The following is a 17,933-nucleotide window of genomic DNA, read 5'->3' as shown; positions in this document are numbered from 1 at the left end:
CGAGCGTGTCAGGAGACGCGTGGCAGTGCGAGCCAGTCCTGCCAGGTGATGTCTCGACCCAGCAACCGGGGGTTTCGGAAGGGCCATTCGGTGGCGATCCACCGCGGCACCAGTGCGTCCAGTGCCTCCTCGGAATCACCGCCGACGAGTTCGTCCACCACCCACCAGGACACCTCGCCGTCGGCGCCGATGCGTTCGGGAGGATCGACGTAGACGCAGCCGAGGATCGCCGTCTCCGCCTCGTCCAACAGGGCGTAGTTGAACGAGCGGTGTGCGGCTGCCTCGCTCTCGTGCCGCAGCAGTTCGACGCGATCCTCCTCGTACGTCATCGTCTCCCGGGGCCAACCCCAGGCCGGACCGAAGATTTCCCATAAGCGCTCCTGGGAACCCATCACGGCGGGGTAGTCGAGGGCGGTGTCCGCCTCCCGGATCGGCCGCAGGTGAAGCGCGGTGTCGGGCACGGGTGTGTAGCCAGGGTGGACGAAGTCGTCGGGTAACCAACTCACGACGACCGAGCTTACAGTGGCTTCATCGGGCGAGCCGCGAAAACGCTGCGAATTCCGTTGTTGCTGGAGCGGTGATCGCTACGATGCCGAGGTATCGCGAACGGTTGAGCACGACGGCGGGCGGACTCCTCGGGGAGTTTCGCGCCGTTGTTCTCCGCTGCCATTCTGTTCCCGTGGACGTCGAGGAAGTACGGCGCCTGGCCGAGCTGGAGAACGCCGAGTGGGGCGCCCGACCGGAGCGCGACCCCGCCGAGGTTCCCCGTCCCACGCCGCCGCTGCCGCCCGAGGTCGTGGACGAGGCACTGCGGTCGGGTGGGGGAGAGTGGGTGGCCTACGCCCCGCTGGGCTCGGATCCGGACGAGGTGGCCCAGCGTGCCGGTGTGCTGGACAACATCGTCGGTTTCCACGCCGTAGCGGTGGGCAGCGTTCTCGTGGTGCGGTTCCGCTGGCTCGCCGACACAGAACCGCACGACTACCTGCTGCACCTCGATCTCACCGATCTCACCGACGAGGAACCGGGCAACCTCCTCGGTGCGTCCACGCTGCTGCTGGAGCGACTGCACGGCTTGGCCCACCGCTGGCCCGAGCGCGAAATCACCCCGCTGTCCGAGAACGTGTCTATCGTGCGGCCACCCCGGACATCGCGTTGAACTCGGACGGCCACCCGAAACCGGCTGGACGTTCGGCCACCCGGCGATCCTTTCCGCGCCCGGTAGCTCGCGTCCGGCCGCACCATGTCCGCTCGCTTCGGGGCTTTTCAGCACCGCTCGTCATCCGGCATCCGCCCGGATCGCCGCCTGTCGGATCGCCGCTGCCATGCGTGCGGCGAAATCGTCGAGCCCGGGAAGCTCCGCGGGCAGCGCCTCCTGCTCGCCCGCGTGCACGGCGCGGGCGTGTGCCAGGACGTTTCCGTCGTTGTCGGAGAGTCGCGGAAGCACCAGCTCGGCCGCTTCCGTCTTCGGCGCGATCCGCCCGGTCCGCACGGTCACCAGCATCCGGGCCAGGGTCAGCACCACGTTGCGGGTGTCGGTGTGCAGTTCGGCGAGCAGCCCCGGCAGCCCGTCGAGCACGGCCCGCACCAAATCTTCGTGTGGCACCGGATCCAGCAACTCCGTGGCTCGCGGCCCTGCCAGTGCGACACCGCGCTCGCGGACCGAGGTCAGCAGCACCGCCAGGTCGGGATCCGGGCCGGAGGGCGGTTCGGCACCGGTGGACAACTCTGGGCGCAACCACTCGCCGTACTGCAGATCCACGCGGGGCGGATATCGCCAGGGCCGCACCTCACCGGCGACCACGACAGTCAGTTCCACCGGACGTGGCCGCGCTCCGGGCTCGGGGCCGGAAATGCCGAGCAAGCCCTCCACCAGCGCCCGCCGTCGAGCAGGCCCGATCGTTCGCCGGGTGACGACGAGCAGGTCGAGATCGCTGAAACGTCGCAGCCCGTCGTGCACCGCCGAACCGTAGCGCTGTACGCCGATCAGGTCCCCGTCGAGTACCGACCGCACCAGCTCGACCACCGCGGCTTCCTGCGCCGCGTCAGCAGTAGACATGGACACGTCGTCAGCCTGCCGCATACCTCCGGTGAACAGCCACCGAAAATCCTCCGATGGAGTGCTGCCCCCGCATCGTCCGGCCGGGCGGCGTCGCACCGACGAGCGTTCAGCGCGGAAGGTCGGTGACAACCCGGCGCATGGTGACGCGCGGCCAGCTGTCCAAACCCCGCGCGGACTCCTCGTCACGGATGGCACGCAGTCCGCTCGTGAGCTGCTCGTCGGGCAGGACATGAAAGCCGAGTCGTTCGTAGTAGGGCGCGTTCCAGGGCACCCGGGTGAAACTGGTCAACGTCACCCCGGGCAGACCACGGCCGCGTGCCCACCCGACGACGACCTCGATCAGTGCCCGCCCCAGCCCTTGGCGCGCGTGGTCGGGGTGGACCGACACCTGGTCGATGTGGGCGTCGCCGTCCACGAGGCTCGCCAGCAGATAACCGACGGGACGATCCGTGGCGCCGACGGCGACCCACGCGCGACCGTCCGTTTGGAAGGCGGCGAGCTCGGCGGTGGTGGGTGGTTCGTCGTCGGCGATCTCGTGCATGCCGATCTCACGGAAGGCCGCGCCCGCGGCCGTCTCGATTTCCCGGAGCATCGGAAGCTCATCGGCTCGCGCGTTGCGGATCATGTCCAACTTATACCGTCCCTGTACCTCTCGCCGCTCCGAAGCCACGCTCCTTCCACGACTTCCTACCGTGTCCTCCCCGCAGGCGCCCGACTGGCTTCACGGACACGGCTCACAGCCGGGCCGCGCTTTCAAGAAGTAAGCCGTCTTACCTAGCCCCGTTCCGGAAGGTGGCGTCGAAACCACGCGGTCAGACCGAGGTCCACCTCACGTGCCAGCGGCTGCTGCGGGGCGGGTTCGATGCCGGGTTCCTCGGCGAGCGGGTGGGCCAGCTCGGGAATCGACAGCAGTTCGGCCCGTTGCCCCGCGGCGTCGACGAGGTCCAACGCGTCGGCACGCAGCGCCGGGTGGTCCCGCTCGCCGCTGACGACCAGCAGCGGCGCGCGATCGGCGATCCTGCCCGCCTTGGTGACGAAGTCCAGATCGGCGGCGATCTCGGCGGACTCGGCGTCGTAGGGGTAGTCACCGGGAAACAGGTCCACGGCGGACCTCATTCGGATGGCGGCGTTCACCACGGCCCCGGCGAAGACCGGTGTGTCGGTGTCGGCCAGTATCCGCAGCGCGACGGCCCCACCCAGCGAGCCACCGAGCACCCCTACGGGTCCGTCGTCCACCGGAAGTCGCGCACGGATCGACTCCAGTGCCGCCGGGAACTCCTCGCTCGCTTGCCGGACGAACGGGTGCAGAAAGGACATCAGCGCGTCCTCGCGGGCGAGCTCCACGATGGCGTCGGTGCTGCCGTCGACCATGCGCGCCCCGCACATCGGCATGCCCAGGTGCACCCGCCAGGCGGGCAGGTCGTTCATCGGCAACGCGGCGGCGAACGCGGCGTCCGACCTCGGCGCGTCCAGCATGTGCCAGGTGACGATCAGCGGCGCGAAGCCCTCGTCCGCCGGTGGCAGGGCGGTGAACGGTACCCCGGCGGCCGTGCCCGTGATCGGTGAGTTCATGCGGCCACGATAGGCCCACGGCCGTACGCGTGGAATCGGTTACGCCGGTGGCGGAATCCGTGCGAACGTGGCCGGTCTCTCGCGGAGTCCGCGCCGCGACGGTCCGCTCAATGTCTCCGGCGCGGGGCATCGACGACTCCTCGACGACCTGGATCGTTACTACCGGAACGACCTCGTCCCGGGTAATCCCGCAAGGGGCCGGATCGTGACGGTACGAGGTCGGCGCGGTGCTGCGTGGTGAAAAACGTTGCACGAACAACGGCGGAAATCGGACTATCGAAGGATGACTTCGCCCGAAACGGCAGCGACCGTGCTGCAGGAGCACGCGGTGCTGTGGAGTGCGCGGGAGATCCGCGCCGAGGAGTTCGTTCGCTCCGCCTGCGACGCGCTCGTCGCCGGTCTCGACAGTCCCACGCTGCGCGTTCTCGCCGCGTGCACCCGCGCCGAGGCCACTGAAGCAGTACGCGAGTTGCTTCCCACGGCGCTCGGTGAGCTCGGGCTCGTCTTCTACCCGCTCGACAGCGAGGCCGCGACAGAACCCGCCGTGCGGCTGCTCGCGGGACGGTTGCTGGCGGGGAAGGTGATGCCCAGGACGTTCGCCTGGCGTATCAGCCGGGTTTACGGATCCAACGTGGATCTTGCCCTGCCGTTCGTCGGGCTCCACGAGGCCTACGACACTGTCGTGTACACCGAATACACGGTGGCGGAGTTGGATGCCGAGGTCATCGCCGAGGCCCGCCGAATCGCCGCTTACCCCCACGAGCCGATGGAGTCGCCCAGTACCTCCGACTGACTCCCCGGAACGCCCGAGAGTTCGCGCCGGATGAGCTTCGACGTCGCCGTACCGGGACGAGTGCCCCGGCTCGGGAGGCGTTCGTTCCCCGGAAAACGCGTTGTCCCGGGGAACGAACCCGGTTTCCCGCTACTCCTCTCGCAGACCGGTCGTGTAGTAGGTGGTGGCCGTGGGAACGGTCAGCACTCCGTCGAACGCCTCAACCACCGGAGTGAGTTGCGTGGCACTCTGAGTGCGGATGCGGTCCAGCCTCCCCACGGGTGCCTCCCGGAGGTTGGTGAGGCTGATGTCGTCGCCGTAACCGGCGTCGATGACGGCGGCCTCGACGCTTCCTGGCTCAGGGGTGTCGAGGGGCTCCTCGGCCACCGTCAGCCCGGATTCGGCTCTCTCGTCCGGGGACATATCCGCCACTTGTTCGGCGGTGTGCGTCTGGGCGAGCGCACGGTAGTCCGCACCGAACACCCGGTCGAGGTAGTAACCCATGGGCAGGGCCGCGAGTTCACCGTCGAAGTACACGGGTGTCTTCTGGATGTGGTTGTTGTGGGCGGCCAGCACGATGCGCGTGTCCGGATCGGCGTTGTCGAGGTGCCAACGCACCGATTCGGCCATGTGGTGGTCCCGGACGGAAGTGTCACCTTCCAGCCCCTGACCGGTGAAGACGTCGCGCATGGCACCGAACATGTAGTCGGTGTGCAGGGCCGCCTCCAGGTGGCGCAGCGCCACATCGTAAGCGGATCGGCCACCACGCGATACGTACAGCGGCTCCATCGAGCGGAACCGCAGCGACAACCGTGCCAGCGATGCGGTCAGCGCGTCCTGGTCGGCCGCTTCCAACCTCGCCCATCCCGGTGCTGCCACGGCCACCGAGCCACCGGTGAACCGGTCGGCGATGCCCAGCGCCCGATCGATCAGGCCGACCACCTCCGGATCGACCTCGCGGAGGTACTCGGCCAGTGGTTCCAGATCCGGGCGAAGTCGTCCGCCGGCCATGGGGGTGTCGATCCCGACGAAGCGCAGCGGGTGGGAGCTGGTGCGGTTGTGCCGACGCAGCCAGCGCACCATGCGCGGGTTGACCCCGGCATTCGTGGTTCCGCCCACCGCGGCGAGCTCGGCGTCGTCACCCTCGCCCCGCAGCCAGCTGTCCAGGGCGATTCCCTCTCCGAATCCGAACTCGAAGGCCAGCACCGTGAACCCGCAGCGTTCGGCGAGGAAACGCAGCACCCGCTGTCGGGTGCTGGTGAACTCGCCGACGAAATGGGCGCCTTCACCCACGGCGACCACACGGGCGTCGCCGATGACGTCGCGCAACGGTTCGAGGTCGTCCAGCGGGGCGTCGACGTCCGAACCGCTCAGGCGGCTGGTGTGCTCGCGGAACCAGTCGGTATTCGGGGTGCTCGACACGGAAACGTGGTCAGTCGTCATGACTCGCTCAACTCTCGTCGTGTAACCGAAAACGGGATCACCGAAGGGACGCCGATGCGGAAACGAGCCGAAAGGGCACGAAAAGTGAAGTGATGCGGGCACCGCCCGGCATCACAGCACCGGAGGAGAACTCACTCCGGCCTTCCGCATCCGTCCGAGGAGCGGGTCAGAGAAACAGACTTCCCGTAGGCACGTGGTGCAAGGTATCAGAGCCGGATTGTCCGGTGCCAGTCGGAACGGCGGGACCGTGTCGGCCGTCCGGGGTGACCGCATCGCCATTCGCGCGGCTCGAAGCTTCCAGCGATGCGTGTCGTCCCGACTGTCACCGGTCGACAGCGGTGCGAGACCGGGGCGCGAGTTACTTCTTCGCTGAGCTCGGCGAGTGACAGTGTTTCGTCGTCAGGTTCCCGAGGCGGCCGTGCCGATCAGCGTGAAGAATATCGCCATGTCGGCGATGAAGTGCAGTGTCCAGTTCAAACAGAACCCCCTGGTGTGGTCGATAGCCAGCGCGAGTACTACGCCGAAGGAGCCGGACAGCAGGATCCCGGCGAGACCGCTCGGTGTGCCGTTGATGTGGGTGGTTCCGAAGTAGGCCGAGGTGAGTGCGATGAGTGCTGTCCTGCCCATCAGTGGTCCGGCGACCGCGTTGATCGCGTGCCGGAACAGGAACTCCTCGGCAGTGGCGTTGACGACTGCCGCGGCGGTGTAGACAGGCAGCCAGATCAGGGCTTCGCTCAGCCCGGCCACGTTGAATGCTTCGACTCCGGTGGCGATGGTTCCACAGCAGACCACGAAGCCGACGGTCGTGCCGATCAATCTCCAGTCGATCCGGTATCCGGCCACGCGTAGTCCGCTGTCCGCGCGCCACTGGCCGAGTCGTAGTGCCATCTCGTACCGGCTCGGTCGGTACCGGACGAGCACGATCGCGGTGAGGGCCAGTGGCAACACCTTGGCGCCGTTGACCGCTAGCACGCGTGCTGCGGTCGGCAATCCGAGCAGGAGCGGTTCCGCCAGCTCCAACGCGACGGTGATGAGCCACAACCCGGTCACCGAAGCGGTCAGGACCAACAGCAGCGGTCGCACGGCTCGATGAAGGAAAACCGCGGTCGTGGCCAGCAGCGCCGCGATGATCGGTGGAAGTACGAAACCAGCGTTCTCCCAGCCCGCGGCCACCGCTAGCGATGCGGGGAGACCACTCGCGAGTCCGATCACCGCGAGCCACACGCTCGCCCGGGCGCTGCGGGGCAGCGGTATCGCGGTCCGTCCGGTTGGTGCTGCCTCGTACGGGACCGGTGCCGACATCAGCGATCGGCTCCGGCGCGGTAAACGAGTGTGATGAGTGCGAAGCAGATCGCGGCGACCAGCGCCGCGATCACGACATCGGCCCATTCGGGCACCGTTCCGAACGGCAGTATCAACTGACGCAGCTGGTTCGCACCCACGATGAGCAACACGTACATCCACCAGGGTGCCCATCTGCCGCGAGGGACTGTTTCGTCGATCATGACAGACCTCTTTCTAGTACAGCTGTGTTACTAAAAGGCAATCTAGCACAGCTGTGCTAATATATGGGAGTGCCAGTGCGGATCGATCACGCGGAACGTCGTTCTCTGCTTGCCCAGGCCGTCTGGCGGATCGCCCTGCGCGACGGTCTGCGGGAAGCCTCAGTGCGCGGGGTGGCACGTGAGGCGGAGCTGTCCATGGGTTCGGTTCGTTACTTCTTCTCCACCCAGGACGAGCTTCGGCGTTTCGCCATGCGTGAGCTCATCGACAAGATCGGCCGACGGATCACGGCCGGTGCGGAACTCCGGCTCGCGGACGCGCACGAGGGTCGGGTCGTGGAAGCGGCGCTGGCGCTACTGCTGGAGTTGCTTCCGCTCGACGAGGAACGAGGTACCGAGGCGCGTATCTACCAGGCATTCGTCGCGGAGGCGGCGAATGACTCCGTCATCGCCGAGATCCGCCAGGACGCCGATGACGGGATCCGTCAGCAGTGCCGTCACACCCTCGACAGTCTGGTCGAGTTCGGTTGCATGGCCGCGAGCCGGGAGGTCGAGAGCGAGACCGAGCGGCTTCACGCACTGCTCGACGGATTCGCCGCGCACCTGCTCGCTCGTCCGGAGCGCACATCCCCCGCCAGGGTCGAGGGCTTGTTGCGTATCCACTTGCACGATCTGTGTGTCCCCGTGCGGTGCCCGGGCGATGATCCGTCGAGCTGATCTCCGCAGTGCACGTCGCGGATCCGGCGTGGGAGCGCACCGAACGGATCGCGTCGTCAGACGGAGCCGACGTGGCTGGTGCCCTGTTGACCGAGCCGAGTGTGCAGCTCGTCGAGAAAACGGCGAAGGATCTCGGTGAGGGCTGACCGTTGGTCCTCGGTGAGCCCGGAGACGAGCTCGGCCTCGCGTATGAGGACGCTGTCGACGAGTTCTTCGACCAGTTCGTGACCGGCCGTGGTCAGTGTGACGGTCACGGTGCGGGAGCCGTCGGTTTCGGTCGCTCGCTCGACCAGCCCCTCGCGCTCGGCGCGCGCGACGCGCTGCGAGATGGCCCCGGCGGTGACCAGGGTTCGCTCGGTGAGTTCGCGCGTGGTCAACCGGTAGGGCGATCCGCTGCGGCGCAGGACGCTGAGTAGATCGAGGATGGCCGTGTCGGCCCCTGCTGCGGTCAGTACTCGGCGGCGCTCCTCGCCCAACAGCTTGGCGCACTGCCATACCCGGGTAACGATGCCGATTCCCTCGACCGGGGTTCCCGGCCGTTCCCGGAGCCAGGCCAGCGCGATCGCGTCCACCGGGTCGTCGGCGTCCCACTGTTCAGTCACGGTTCCTCCCTGGTGCGTCCCGCTGTTCATGATATCGTTTAGATCTAAATAAGTCCTGCGGGGCTGGGCGGGCGTCTGCCGAGCCGCAAGCCGAGGATCCGGAAGTGGACGTGGAGGAGTGCTTCGTGAGTCGGACTGTGCTGGTTACCGGTGGAGGAACCGGATTCGGCCTGGCTGTCGCCGCTCGATTCGCCGAGGACGAGGACCGGGTGTACATCACCGGTCGGCGGGCGGCCGTGTTGGACGAGGCATGCCGATCGCTCGGAAACCGGGTTCGTGCGTTGCGGTGCGACGGCACCGACCCCGAGGCGGTGGAGCGGGTGGTCACCGAGATCGAAGGCGACGTCGACGTTCTGGTTAACAATGCCGGCGGTAACACCGATTTTCGGATGCCCGCCGGAGGTGGCCTGCGCGGAACACTGGATCGATGGCGGGCCAACGTCGATGCCAATGTCATCAGCGCGGCGTTGCTGACCGAGGCACTCGACAACAAACTCGCGCGCGGTGGGGCATTGGTTCACATCGGCTCGATCGGGGCGGATCAGGGAGGTGGTTCCTACGGTCCCGCCAAGGCCGCGCTGGCGTCCTGGAGTGCCGGGCTGGCCGCAGAGCTGGGACCACGTGACATCACCTCGAACGTGGTGGCTCCCGGCTATTTCCCCGGTACGGAGTTCTTCGGCGACGGTCTTCCCGCCGAGGTTCACGACCAACTGATCTCGCGGACCGTGCTGGGCAGGCACGGCCACCCCGACGAGCTCGCTGCGACCGTGCATTTCCTCGCCTCCACCGGAGCGCGTTTCATCACGGGTCAAGTGATCAACGTCAACGGAGGAGCGCGCACGACCCGGTGAGTTGGCCGCTGCATACCCGAGCGAGGGGGTCGACGGGACCGTCGTCGGAGTAGGGTACTTCCGGGAGTGCCGGGGAATCCGGTCGGCGTTGACGAGGCAACGTTCCAGGAGGACGGACACCCATGACCTCCAACTCCTCGCGCGGACTCGCGCGGCTTCGACGTGCGGTTTTCGCCCGACACGCCAATCCGTGGAGTGCGTGGAGCCGCTGGGCGAGCACACCGTTGCTGCTGGTTCCGATGTGGACGCGGCGTTGGAGCCACGCGGCGGTCGTGGGTGCGTGGATGGCGCTCAACCCGGTGGTCTTCCCGGAACCGGCCGACGAGCACGCCTGGGCAACTCGCGCGATGCTCGGTGAGGAGCAGTGGATCGTCGATCGCCCCCGCGACGCGGCGCTGGGCGTCAACATCGCCGCTACCGTGGCCGGTCTCCTCGCGCTCGTCGCCGCGCGTCGGCGGCGCCCCGTTCCCGCGGGTACCGCCACAGCGGCACAGCTGGCGTCGCTGCTCGTCTACTGGGAACTCATGAATCGCTACCTCGACCGTCACCGGCAGCGGAACACCTCGCCACCGGACTCCTGATGCCCACCCGGTCAGCCCCCGCAGCGCCTCGGGGACTGTGCCGGTGCCGCGTCGATTTCTCGCGAAATCTACGCCGCCGATCACGACAGAGCCCCTGATCGAGCGGACGCTCCTCGACTCCAGGTCAGCGGCTTCAGGCCAGCGACTTCGCCCACTCGGTGACGGTGCGCGCGTAGAACTCGGGATCCGTGGCGTGCATCGAGTGCGGCATCTCGGGTAACGACCGGTAGCTGACCGGTTGTCCGGCCGCCTCGATCAGCTGACGGGCCCGCTGTGCCTGCACGTCGGCGACCGCGCCGAGCAGGTGCCCGGTGTCCGGATCTATCCGTCGGAAGTGATGGGTCAGCAGCACCGGTGCCCGCACACGGGAGAGCATGGTGGCCTGGTCGCAGCCCGCCGTGACGTTGCCGGAGACGAAGGCCCGGGCCCACTCCGGGTCGTACTCCCGCAGGTTCTGCGGTGGTCCGGCGACGGATTCGCTCCCGGACTCGTTCGGGCGCATCCCCGGCAGACCCTCCAGCAGCACGGGCGGGAGCTCGTCGGACAGGGCCCGCCGCAGTCCGTGCCAGTCACCGATCGACCACTGGTCACCGAGCCACTTGTGCCACGCCGCGAACACCGGTCCCATCCCCTGCCGGATCGAGGGGCCGCAGGCGGGCTCGGTCTCCGAGGAGAACAGTGGTGGATCCTCGTACACGGCCCCGCGGATCTGACCGGGTCTCGCGTAGGCGGACAACCACGCCGCGAGTACGCCACCGGAGGAGTGTCCCGCCACGAGCGCGGGGCGCCCGATGACGAGGTCGATGAACCGCACGAGATCGTTGCCGAAGTTGTCGAGGGTGTAGCGCCCCGGCGTCCACGTGGAGCGGCCCTGTCCCCGCAGGTCCACCGCGAAGGTGCGGAAGTGCTCGGCGAGTCGTTCCAGCGCGGGTTCGTATCCCCACCACGACTCGCTCTGCCCGGGGATCAGCAGCAGCGCGGGGGAGTCCGGATCGCCCGCGACCGCGTAGTTCATGCGGACTTCTCCGAGGTCGACGGTCCGCTCCGGATGGTCGTGTCGTACGAAGGTGTCGGCTCGGTCCTCGGCTTCGGATACGTTCACGATCGCTGACTCCTGTCGAGGTGCCTGTCGTCGAGCACGAGAGCTCCGGCTCCGATTGTCGTGGACTCGGCAGGGCCTGGGTATCGCGAACACGGATGTATTTCTCGTCCACGAGGGGGATCGGGTGGCCTGGCCCCGCCCACTCGCGGAAGACGGTCCGTGCTCATTCGGCCGCACTCGGGTCCGAAGTCAGCGCCGAGCCCCACCCGCACGAGCCCACCGATGCCACTGGCTCGCACCTCGCTGCGTTCTCCGGGTTCCTTCGGAAGGGGGTATACTCCTGAGAAAATCTGTATTCGTGACCATAGACATCCTTCTTTTTCACGGTTAATCTCTTGGAAGTACGGAGATGACAGGAGAGGTCGCCGACCAGTCGTGCTGCGTGCGTTGGAGTGGTCGCGGTTCGACGGGAGTTCCGGGCCGACACGACCGGCGGGGTGGACCGCGACCCCGCGGGGGAGTAGGCGTCGTTCGTATCCGCTCGCGGCTTGGCCTTCTCGCGCGGGCGGATCGGTCACTGTGCTGCGGTAGTCGAGCGAACTCTCCGAACCCCTGGCGGATTCCGGGACGCGCCGGGGGACTGTCAATGTGCGCACGGAAAAGGTAGTGCGATGAGCAGTGACCCGTCGCGGTCGGTGAGCAAGTTCGACGATGAGGACTATCCCGCTTTCACGATGGGACGTGCGGCGGAGATGGTGGGAGTCGCACAGCCGTTCCTGCGCTCACTCGAGGAAGCGGGACTGGTCGTTCCGGAGCGTTCGGCCGGTGGACACCGTCGGTACTCGCGGCGGCAACTGCGCAAGGCGGAGCGGGCGCGTCGCCTGGTGGACCAGGGAACTCCGGTGGCGGCGGCCTGCCGCATCATCAGCCTGGAGGACCAGCTCGCCGAGTACACCGACGAGGATCCCTCCGGTGGTCAGGCGAAGGACTCCTCCGTCTGATCGTTCTCCGAACGAGGAGAACGAGACATCGGACGAGCGGCGAGCGTGACGTGATCACGGCCCACCGGGGCACGCGGTTGGTCGGATGCCCCGATGGACCGGTTCCGATCGGTTCGGCTCGGCGGGATGCCGCACGGGATCCCGCCGGTGGTTCACTCGTTGCCGGTTTCGATGACCCGCTGGCCGCCCTTGCCGCGCTCGACGTTGATCTGGCGCGGTTTGGCCTGATCCGCCACGGGTAGCGTCACGGTCAGCACGCCGTCCGTGTAGTCGGCCGTGATGTTGTCGACGTCGAGGCCGTCGCCGAGGGAGAGCTGACGGGAGAACGTTCCGCGCGGACGCTCCGCGGCCACGTAGTTGACTTCGCCGTCGCCCTGCGTGTTCCTGCGTCCGGACCGCTCGGCCCGCACGGTCAGCGTGTTGTTCTCCGCACGAACGTCCAGCGACTCCGGGGCGACACCGGGCAGGTCGAACTCGACGATGTAGCTCTCCCCGGACCGGTAGGCGTCCATGGGCATGCTCTGCGGGGCCCTGCTGGAGCCGAACACCTCGGTGGCCAGCCGGTTCAGGTCACGAAACAGCGGGTCGAAAGCCACGGTCATGGCGAGTTCCTCCTTGTCCGTATCCAACTGTTCTCGTTGAGCCCTGTTTCGCTGTGCTCCTGCCGTGACACCTCTATTCTGCTACGGCGAGCATAAATTTTCAACCCTGACGATCAGCACCTAGTTCCATTTGCGGAATGAGGCATGTGGAGGGGAGATGAGCGGTCCGCATGTGCTCCATCGCTGTGCCGCCGGGCCCGAGCCTCGATGGGAGGGGTACCTCGTCGGTCGAGGCAGTGGTCACCGCGCGGTGCCTGCCGCATGTGCGGCGCGACCTGGAGAAGATCCTGGTGGATCGGTTGGCCGAATGGCCCTCCGAGGGACTGGTCGAGTCCACCGAGCACGACCTCCGCGAGGGGGTGTGGGTGCGAGTCCCTCGACGAACACACGCTACGGCGGGCGCGTTCGTCTCAGTTGATCTCCCGGTTGCGGACGAGCAGCATCGCCCCGCCGCAGAGCAGCGCGGCATAGCCCGCGAACACCAGCAGGCTGCCCCACCAGGCGAAGCCGTAGTCCCCGCCGAAGATCGCGTGCAGCTGTTCGAAGGCCTGCGCCGGAACTATCGACTCGCGTGGCCCCGCGAACTCCGAGATGAACATCGGCACCGCCAGATTGCCCACGATCCCGTTCGAGGCCGCGCCGGGCAGATAGCCGCTCAGCCAGGCGAACTCGCTGCCCGCGAGCCATATGGAGGCGATCACGTCGACCATGAACTTGTAGAACACCAGCACCAGCACGGCGGCCACGGAGTTGTTGACCAGCGCGCCGAACCCGAATCCCACCAGCGCCCACAGCACCGTGGCCAGCACACCCGCGCCGCCGATGATCAGCCACTGGTCCAGGCCGCCCACACCGCCCGTGGCGTTGCCCAGCGAGCCGCCCAGATAGCCCCCGAACAACCCGAAGACGGCGTTGACGATCCCGTAGACCACCGACAGTGCCAGGCACAGCACCAGCTTCGCGCCCAGCACCGAGCTGCGCGGATTCGAGGTGAGGAAAGTGGTCGTGATGGTCTTGTTCCACGACTCCCGGGTCATGATCAACGCCCCCAGCAGGGCGGCGAAGATGGTGCTGTAGTTCGTGGCCAGCGACATCGCCAGCAATCCGGTGGGCAGCGCTTGCCCGGTGATCTCCTGGAGCATCTCCACTTGGCCCATCGCCGTGCCGTACCAGGCGACCAGCAGACTCCACGGTGCCACCGGTATCAGCAGTACCCACCACAGCGGCGTGGGCAGCATCTTGCGGAACTCGGCTCTGATCAGTCCCTTCACCGGTTCTCACCCCCGTGCGCGTCCTCGTCGGCCCCGGCGTGCTCGGCCTCGTGTCGTTCCGGTTCCCGCTGTTCCGATTGATCCGTTCGGGGGCGGTAGCCACCCCCCAGACCGGGTGGGCCCGATTCGGGCGGGGAACTCTCGGACGATCGCTGCCCGGCACCGTCCGGCGCCCACGGGCTCGGTGCCGCGGCATCCGGCGAAGGCTGTTGGGGGGTCGACTGCTGATACGGCGACTGCTGGGACTGCTGCCACGGTTGCGGTGGCTGCTGTCCGTGTCCCTGTTGCTGCGCGGGCTGGGGTTGCCACTGTTGCTGTTGCTGTCCGGCCGCGCCGGGAGTCGCCCCCTGCCCGGAGCCGAACGGTTGCTCGGAGCCGGCGAACTGTCCCTCGGTGAGCTGGAAGAACAGCTGCTCCAGATCACCGGAGGACTCCTGTAACTCCTGGATCGCCACTCCGGCGCGTAACGCCAGGTCGGCGATGCCGCGTGTGTCCACCCCCGTGACCGCGAGTCTGCCGTCCCACAGGTACTCCGTGCTCACACCGCTCTCCCGCAGCATCGAGCTCAGCGTCATCGGATCCGACACGCGAACCAGCACCCGGGACGGCCTACTGGCGCGCAGCTGTTCCAGGCTTCCGTTGTAGACCGACCGGCCGCGGCTGACTATCACCACGTGATCCACGGTGTGCTCCATCTCGCGGAGCAGGTGGCTGGAGACCAGCACGGTGCGCCCGGTGGATGCGTAGGCCTTCAGGAAGCCCCGCAGCCAGGCGATCCCCTCCGGATCCATCCCGTTGGCGGGCTCGTCGAGCACCAGGATCCGGGGATCCCCCAGCAGTGCGGTGGCGAGCGCCAGCCGCTGCCGCATGCCCAGCGAGAACCCCTTGGTCTTGCGCCGCGCGGCGTTGCCGAGCCCCACCAGTTCCAACACCTGGTCGGCCTGCTCGTCCGGTAACCCCAGGGCGGCCGTGTAGCAGCGCAGATGACCGCGTGCGGTGTGTCCGGAGTGAAAGGACTGCGAGTCCAGCACCGCACCCACGATCCTCGCGGGGTTCCGGAGCCTGGTGAACGGAACACCCTCGACGTAGGCGGCACCGGAGGTCGGTTTCATCAACCCCAGGATCATGCGCAGCGTGGTGGTCTTGCCCGACCCGTTGGGGCCGAGGAAGCCGGTCACCGAACCGGGTTCGACCGCGAAATCGAGGTTTTCGACCGCGGTCAGGGGCCCGAAGCTTTTGTGCAACTGTTGCACCAGGATGCGGCCGCTGCCGTCGTGCACTCGTTCCTCCAGTTCACGGGGACACCCCGATCCTCGCGGTCCGTGTGGCGCCACGCGGTCGCCACGGAACGGATCCGTGGCTGATCGTTGGACGCTGCACCCAATCCTGCCTCATGCGTGACCGGATCGGTCCCGGTGTCCGCGAGGATCTTTCGTGTCTGCGCCCACACCAGCCGGAACGGTGTGCGGTTGACCCGTGGACCTCGCCGCGGAACGGTGCTCCTCGAGTGGTTATCCGGGGTCCTCCCTGGAGGCTATGCCGGCGCGGTGGATCCGGTTGCGGTCGGTTTCCAGGTGACCGCCGACGGGAGGTACGGCGGGCAGTTCCTCGGTGGCCGCGTCGTCCGGAGTGTTGTTGTCCGGCGTGTTCGCCGGTTCCGGGAGCGTGAACTCGCCGGTGTTCCAATCGCCGGGGCCGCGAGCGCCACCGGAGACGACGGCCGTGCTGACCACCGGGATCTTCGGAGTGCGAGTGGCGCGTTGTTGTCCGAAGGGGTTGCGGGGAGCCCTCTCCCGGAGCCGGGCCAGCTTGGACCGGTTGGCACTGCCGACCGGGTCGGGATCCTCGCCGATCAGCTGGGCGTGCGCGGTGATCCAGACCTCACACGGCCAGCGGCGCGCACGCAGTCCGCCCGGACAGATCGGGCACCGCCCGCTCTCGTCCGGGCCGTGCTCCGCCAGCAGGGCGCGCAGCCCTTCCGTCAACCGGTGCAGTTCCGAGCGGGCCAGCGGCAGCACCGCCTCGGCGGATCCCTCGTCGGCCAGCTGCTCCAGTCGGTCGAGTTGTCGCTGTAAGGATTCGTGATCGTCCGCCGCGGTGATGCCCTCGAAGCCGTCCCGGGCCTCCCCGGTATCGGGCCGCGCCTGCTCGACGGTGGTTTCGCTCAGATCGCCACCCAGCGTCGTCGTGGGGTTGTTCGGACGGGTCGGCCGACGAGTCCCGATCTCCATACGGATCCTCCCGAACTGCTCGTTGCGTGGGAGCGGTGGAGTGGTACCGCACCTGACTGGACCATCGACGTTCACCCGTAAGGACTTCAGGTTTTGCCCGCTTCATCACACTTTCGTGTGAAACGCGGGTGAAGGCTGATAGCGCAGCGAACAGAAAATCAGCTGAACATCCGGTCGCAGGGCTTCGGTAACCGGGCATTCGTGTTCTACACTGGGAATCGGCGGCCAGCTCCCGGTGACCCCCAGGCTGGTTGAGCAGGCCGCCTCGAACGAAACGGGGCCTCTCTCGCGAGAGAGGCCCCGTTTCTCTTCCCGTGCTCCGTTCACCCGGTTTCCCGGCGAGACGACTCGTCGTCACGCTCCGAGCACGCTCGCCACGCTGTCGTGCGACAGGCCGTGCGCGGCGGCGACCGGTTCGTTGACGAGCGTGCCGTCGTGGGTGTTCAGCCCCGCGGCCAGCGCCGCGTCCTCGCGGCAGGCCTGCCGCCAGCCCCGCTCGGCGATCCGCAGCGCGTACGGCAGTGTCACGTTGGTCAGCGCGTGAGTGGATGTGTTCGGCACCGCCCCCGGCATGTTGGCCACGCAGTAGAACACCGAGTCGTGCACCCGGTAGGTCGGGTCGTCGTGCGTGGTGGGGTACGAGTCCGCGAAGCACCCGCCCTGGTCGATGGCGATGTCCACCAGCACGCTGCCCGGCTTGAGCCGCCCGACGAGCTCGTTGGAGACCAGCTTCGGCGCCTTCGCTCCGGGGATCAGCACCGCGCCGATGATCAGATCGGCCGCGCGAACCGCCTGCTCGACGCTGTAGCGGTTCGAGGTGACCGTGCGGATACGTCCGTCGAAGTCCCGGTCGATCTCCCGCAGCTTGTCCACATTGGTGTCCAGCAGCTCGACGTCGGCGCCCATGCCGAGCGCGACCCGCGCGGCGTTCAGCCCCGCGACGCCACCGCCGATCACCACGACCCGGGCCGGGTGCACGCCGGGAACACCGCCGGGCAGCATCCCGCGCCCACCGCTCGGGCGCATCAGCGAGTAGGCCCCCACCTGTGGAGCCAGTCGACCGGCCACCTCGCTCATCGGGGCCAGCAGCGGCAGCGCGCCGTCGGCGGTCTGCACCGTCTCGTAGGCGATGCCGGTGACTCCGGAGTCCAGCAGCGCGTTGGTGAGTCCGCCCGACGCCGCCAGGTGCAGGTAGGTGAACAGCACCTGGTCCCGCCGCAGTCGCGGGTACTCCTCCTCGATCGGTTCCTTGACCTTGAGCACCAGCTCGCCCTCGGACCACACCTCGTCGGCGCCGGGAAGAACCTTCGCTCCCGCCGCGAGGAACTCCTCGTCGGGGATGGACGAGCCCGCCCCCGCGTTCGCCTCCACGAACACCTCATGGCCTTTGCCGACGAACTCGTGCACCCCCGCTGGTGTGAGCGCGACGCGGTATTCGTTGTTCTTGATCTCGCGGGGTACGGCGATCTTCACTGCGGTTTCCTTCCGAGGGATGGTGTTCGATTCCGTTCGGGTGATCACCGAACCGGCGGGTGCGCCGGGGGCTTTCTCCGCACCGCGCCGTCCGTCCGCCCCGGTGCGGGGAGGGACGGCGCGGCGCTGTCGCGCACCACGATGCTCCGTCACCGGCCCGGCCGCATCATTCCCGCACGATGAGATCGCACCGGTACTCTTGTGCTGTCGGCAC

General features: G+C 67.8%; 20 protein-coding genes. 6 read left to right on the top strand and 14 right to left on the bottom strand.

Features of this window, described 5'->3' with window-relative positions; translation table 11 throughout:
- Positions 1–8: 8 nt before the first annotated feature.
- Positions 9–506: a GNAT family N-acetyltransferase gene (locus BM394_RS08195; RefSeq protein ID WP_092976109.1), complete on the bottom strand. Its 498-nt coding sequence runs from the start codon at positions 504–506 to the stop codon at positions 9–11.
- A 173-nt stretch (positions 507–679) separates the two neighbouring features.
- Here BM394_RS08195 and BM394_RS08190 point away from each other — a divergent pair, with 173 nt between their 5' ends.
- A complete protein-coding gene (locus tag BM394_RS08190) occupies positions 680–1,156 on the top strand; it encodes a hypothetical protein (RefSeq protein ID WP_092976106.1) in 477 nt (158 codons plus the stop codon).
- A gap of 120 nt (positions 1,157–1,276) precedes the next feature.
- Here the strand turns inward: BM394_RS08190 and BM394_RS08185 are convergent, their stop codons facing one another.
- The 3 genes from BM394_RS08185 to BM394_RS08175 all read right to left on the bottom strand — a co-directional run bounded on the left by BM394_RS08185 (position 1,277) and on the right by BM394_RS08175 (position 3,631).
- Positions 1,277–2,080, bottom strand: a complete 804-nt coding sequence (locus tag BM394_RS08185; protein WP_092976103.1) for an aminoglycoside adenylyltransferase family protein — start codon at positions 2,078–2,080, stop codon at positions 1,277–1,279.
- A gap of 85 nt (positions 2,081–2,165) precedes the next feature.
- Complete coding sequence (locus BM394_RS08180) at positions 2,166–2,684, bottom strand: GNAT family N-acetyltransferase (RefSeq protein WP_092976100.1); 519 nt, start codon at positions 2,682–2,684, stop codon at positions 2,166–2,168.
- Between the two features lie 149 nt (positions 2,685–2,833).
- Positions 2,834–3,631: an alpha/beta fold hydrolase gene (locus tag BM394_RS08175; protein WP_092976097.1), complete on the bottom strand. Its 798-nt coding sequence runs from the start codon at positions 3,629–3,631 to the stop codon at positions 2,834–2,836.
- A gap of 283 nt (positions 3,632–3,914) precedes the next feature.
- Here BM394_RS08175 and BM394_RS08170 point away from each other — a divergent pair, with 283 nt between their 5' ends.
- A complete protein-coding gene (locus BM394_RS08170) occupies positions 3,915–4,424 on the top strand; it encodes a hypothetical protein (RefSeq protein WP_092976094.1) in 510 nt (169 codons plus the stop codon).
- A 129-nt stretch (positions 4,425–4,553) separates the two neighbouring features.
- Here the strand turns inward: BM394_RS08170 and BM394_RS08165 are convergent, their stop codons facing one another.
- From BM394_RS08165 to BM394_RS22740, 3 genes are all read right to left on the bottom strand, one after another.
- The gene (locus tag BM394_RS08165; RefSeq protein ID WP_092976091.1) at positions 4,554–5,846 is read right to left on the bottom strand and encodes an erythromycin esterase family protein; all 1,293 of its coding nucleotides are present in this window, start codon (positions 5,844–5,846) and stop codon (positions 4,554–4,556) included.
- A 399-nt stretch (positions 5,847–6,245) separates the two neighbouring features.
- The gene (locus tag BM394_RS08160; protein WP_175530011.1) at positions 6,246–7,148 is read right to left on the bottom strand and encodes a CPBP family intramembrane glutamic endopeptidase; all 903 of its coding nucleotides are present in this window, start codon (positions 7,146–7,148) and stop codon (positions 6,246–6,248) included.
- A complete protein-coding gene (locus BM394_RS22740) occupies positions 7,148–7,351 on the bottom strand; it encodes a hypothetical protein (protein WP_175530010.1) in 204 nt (67 codons plus the stop codon). Before BM394_RS22740 ends, BM394_RS08160 begins: the two co-directional genes overlap by 1 nt.
- A 69-nt stretch (positions 7,352–7,420) precedes the next feature.
- On the opposite strand from BM394_RS22740, the gene BM394_RS08155 reads away from it, so the two are divergent.
- Complete coding sequence (locus BM394_RS08155; RefSeq protein ID WP_175530009.1) at positions 7,421–8,065, top strand: TetR/AcrR family transcriptional regulator; 645 nt, start codon at positions 7,421–7,423, stop codon at positions 8,063–8,065.
- Positions 8,066–8,121: 56 nt separating this feature from the next.
- Here the strand turns inward: BM394_RS08155 and BM394_RS08150 are convergent, their stop codons facing one another.
- Positions 8,122–8,667 (bottom strand): MarR family winged helix-turn-helix transcriptional regulator, encoded by a 546-nt coding sequence (locus tag BM394_RS08150; RefSeq protein WP_217643410.1) that lies wholly within the window; start codon positions 8,665–8,667, stop codon positions 8,122–8,124.
- A 125-nt stretch (positions 8,668–8,792) separates the two neighbouring features.
- Here BM394_RS08150 and BM394_RS08145 point away from each other — a divergent pair, with 125 nt between their 5' ends.
- Together BM394_RS08145 and BM394_RS08140 are read left to right on the top strand one after the other, a co-directional pair.
- Positions 8,793–9,518, top strand: coding sequence for an SDR family NAD(P)-dependent oxidoreductase (locus BM394_RS08145; protein WP_092976381.1), 726 nt, complete (start codon positions 8,793–8,795; stop codon positions 9,516–9,518).
- A 122-nt stretch (positions 9,519–9,640) separates the two neighbouring features.
- On the top strand, positions 9,641–10,099 hold the full coding sequence (locus BM394_RS08140) for a DUF6653 family protein (protein WP_175530008.1): 459 nt from the start codon (positions 9,641–9,643) through the stop codon (positions 10,097–10,099).
- A 133-nt stretch (positions 10,100–10,232) separates the two neighbouring features.
- On the opposite strand, the gene BM394_RS08135 is transcribed toward BM394_RS08140, so the two are convergent.
- Entirely contained in the window at positions 10,233–11,201 is a 969-nt protein-coding gene (locus BM394_RS08135; protein ID WP_217643409.1) for an alpha/beta hydrolase, read from the bottom strand.
- Positions 11,202–11,812: 611 nt separating this feature from the next.
- Here BM394_RS08135 and BM394_RS08130 point away from each other — a divergent pair.
- Positions 11,813–12,142 (top strand): helix-turn-helix domain-containing protein, encoded by a 330-nt coding sequence (locus BM394_RS08130; protein WP_092976079.1) that lies wholly within the window; start codon positions 11,813–11,815, stop codon positions 12,140–12,142.
- A gap of 152 nt (positions 12,143–12,294) precedes the next feature.
- Here the strand turns inward: BM394_RS08130 and BM394_RS08125 are convergent, their stop codons facing one another.
- From BM394_RS08125 to ald, 5 genes are all read right to left on the bottom strand, one after another.
- Positions 12,295–12,744, bottom strand: coding sequence for an Hsp20/alpha crystallin family protein (locus BM394_RS08125; RefSeq protein WP_092976372.1), 450 nt, complete (start codon positions 12,742–12,744; stop codon positions 12,295–12,297).
- Positions 12,745–13,154: 410 nt separating this feature from the next.
- Entirely contained in the window at positions 13,155–14,015 is an 861-nt protein-coding gene (locus BM394_RS08120; RefSeq protein ID WP_092976076.1) for an ABC transporter permease, read from the bottom strand.
- Entirely contained in the window at positions 14,012–15,295 is a 1,284-nt protein-coding gene (locus BM394_RS08115; protein WP_092976073.1) for an ABC transporter ATP-binding protein, read from the bottom strand. The genes BM394_RS08120 and BM394_RS08115 overlap by 4 nt, the downstream gene beginning before the upstream one ends.
- Before the next feature lie 231 nt (positions 15,296–15,526).
- A complete protein-coding gene (locus BM394_RS08110) occupies positions 15,527–16,246 on the bottom strand; it encodes a hypothetical protein (protein WP_217643408.1) in 720 nt (239 codons plus the stop codon).
- A gap of 354 nt (positions 16,247–16,600) precedes the next feature.
- A complete protein-coding gene (gene ald / locus BM394_RS08105) occupies positions 16,601–17,719 on the bottom strand; it encodes an alanine dehydrogenase (RefSeq protein WP_092976366.1) in 1,119 nt (372 codons plus the stop codon).
- Positions 17,720–17,933: the final 214 nt, after the last annotated feature.

Origin of the sequence: Actinopolyspora lacussalsi subsp. righensis, assembly GCF_900116555.1 — a bacterium.
Taxonomy (GTDB): domain Bacteria; phylum Actinomycetota; class Actinomycetes; order Mycobacteriales; family Pseudonocardiaceae; genus Actinopolyspora; species Actinopolyspora lacussalsi.
Note: the sequence above shows the minus strand (reverse complement) of the source record. Positions and strands in the feature narration are given on the sequence as shown.

Excerpts from the sequence above, each read along its gene's own strand:
- BM394_RS08185 (WP_092976103.1), bottom strand. The coding sequence starts at position 2,080 with ATGCGGCAGGCTGACGACGTGTCCATGTCTACTGCTGACGCGGCGCAG.
- BM394_RS08180 (WP_092976100.1), bottom strand. The coding sequence starts at position 2,684 with ATGATCCGCAACGCGCGAGCCGATGAGCTTCCGATGCTCCGGGAAATC.
- BM394_RS08175 (WP_092976097.1), bottom strand. The coding sequence starts at position 3,631 with ATGAACTCACCGATCACGGGCACGGCCGCCGGGGTACCGTTCACCGCC.
- BM394_RS08170 (WP_092976094.1), top strand. The coding sequence starts at position 3,915 with ATGACTTCGCCCGAAACGGCAGCGACCGTGCTGCAGGAGCACGCGGTG.
- BM394_RS08165 (WP_092976091.1), bottom strand. The coding sequence starts at position 5,846 with ATGACGACTGACCACGTTTCCGTGTCGAGCACCCCGAATACCGACTGG.
- BM394_RS08160 (WP_175530011.1), bottom strand. The coding sequence starts at position 7,148 with ATGTCGGCACCGGTCCCGTACGAGGCAGCACCAACCGGACGGACCGCG.
- BM394_RS22740 (WP_175530010.1), bottom strand. The coding sequence starts at position 7,351 with ATGATCGACGAAACAGTCCCTCGCGGCAGATGGGCACCCTGGTGGATG.
- BM394_RS08140 (WP_175530008.1), top strand. The coding sequence starts at position 9,641 with ATGACCTCCAACTCCTCGCGCGGACTCGCGCGGCTTCGACGTGCGGTT.
- BM394_RS08130 (WP_092976079.1), top strand. The coding sequence starts at position 11,813 with ATGAGCAGTGACCCGTCGCGGTCGGTGAGCAAGTTCGACGATGAGGAC.
- BM394_RS08125 (WP_092976372.1), bottom strand. The coding sequence starts at position 12,744 with ATGACCGTGGCTTTCGACCCGCTGTTTCGTGACCTGAACCGGCTGGCC.
- BM394_RS08110 (WP_217643408.1), bottom strand. The coding sequence starts at position 16,246 with ATGGAGATCGGGACTCGTCGGCCGACCCGTCCGAACAACCCCACGACG.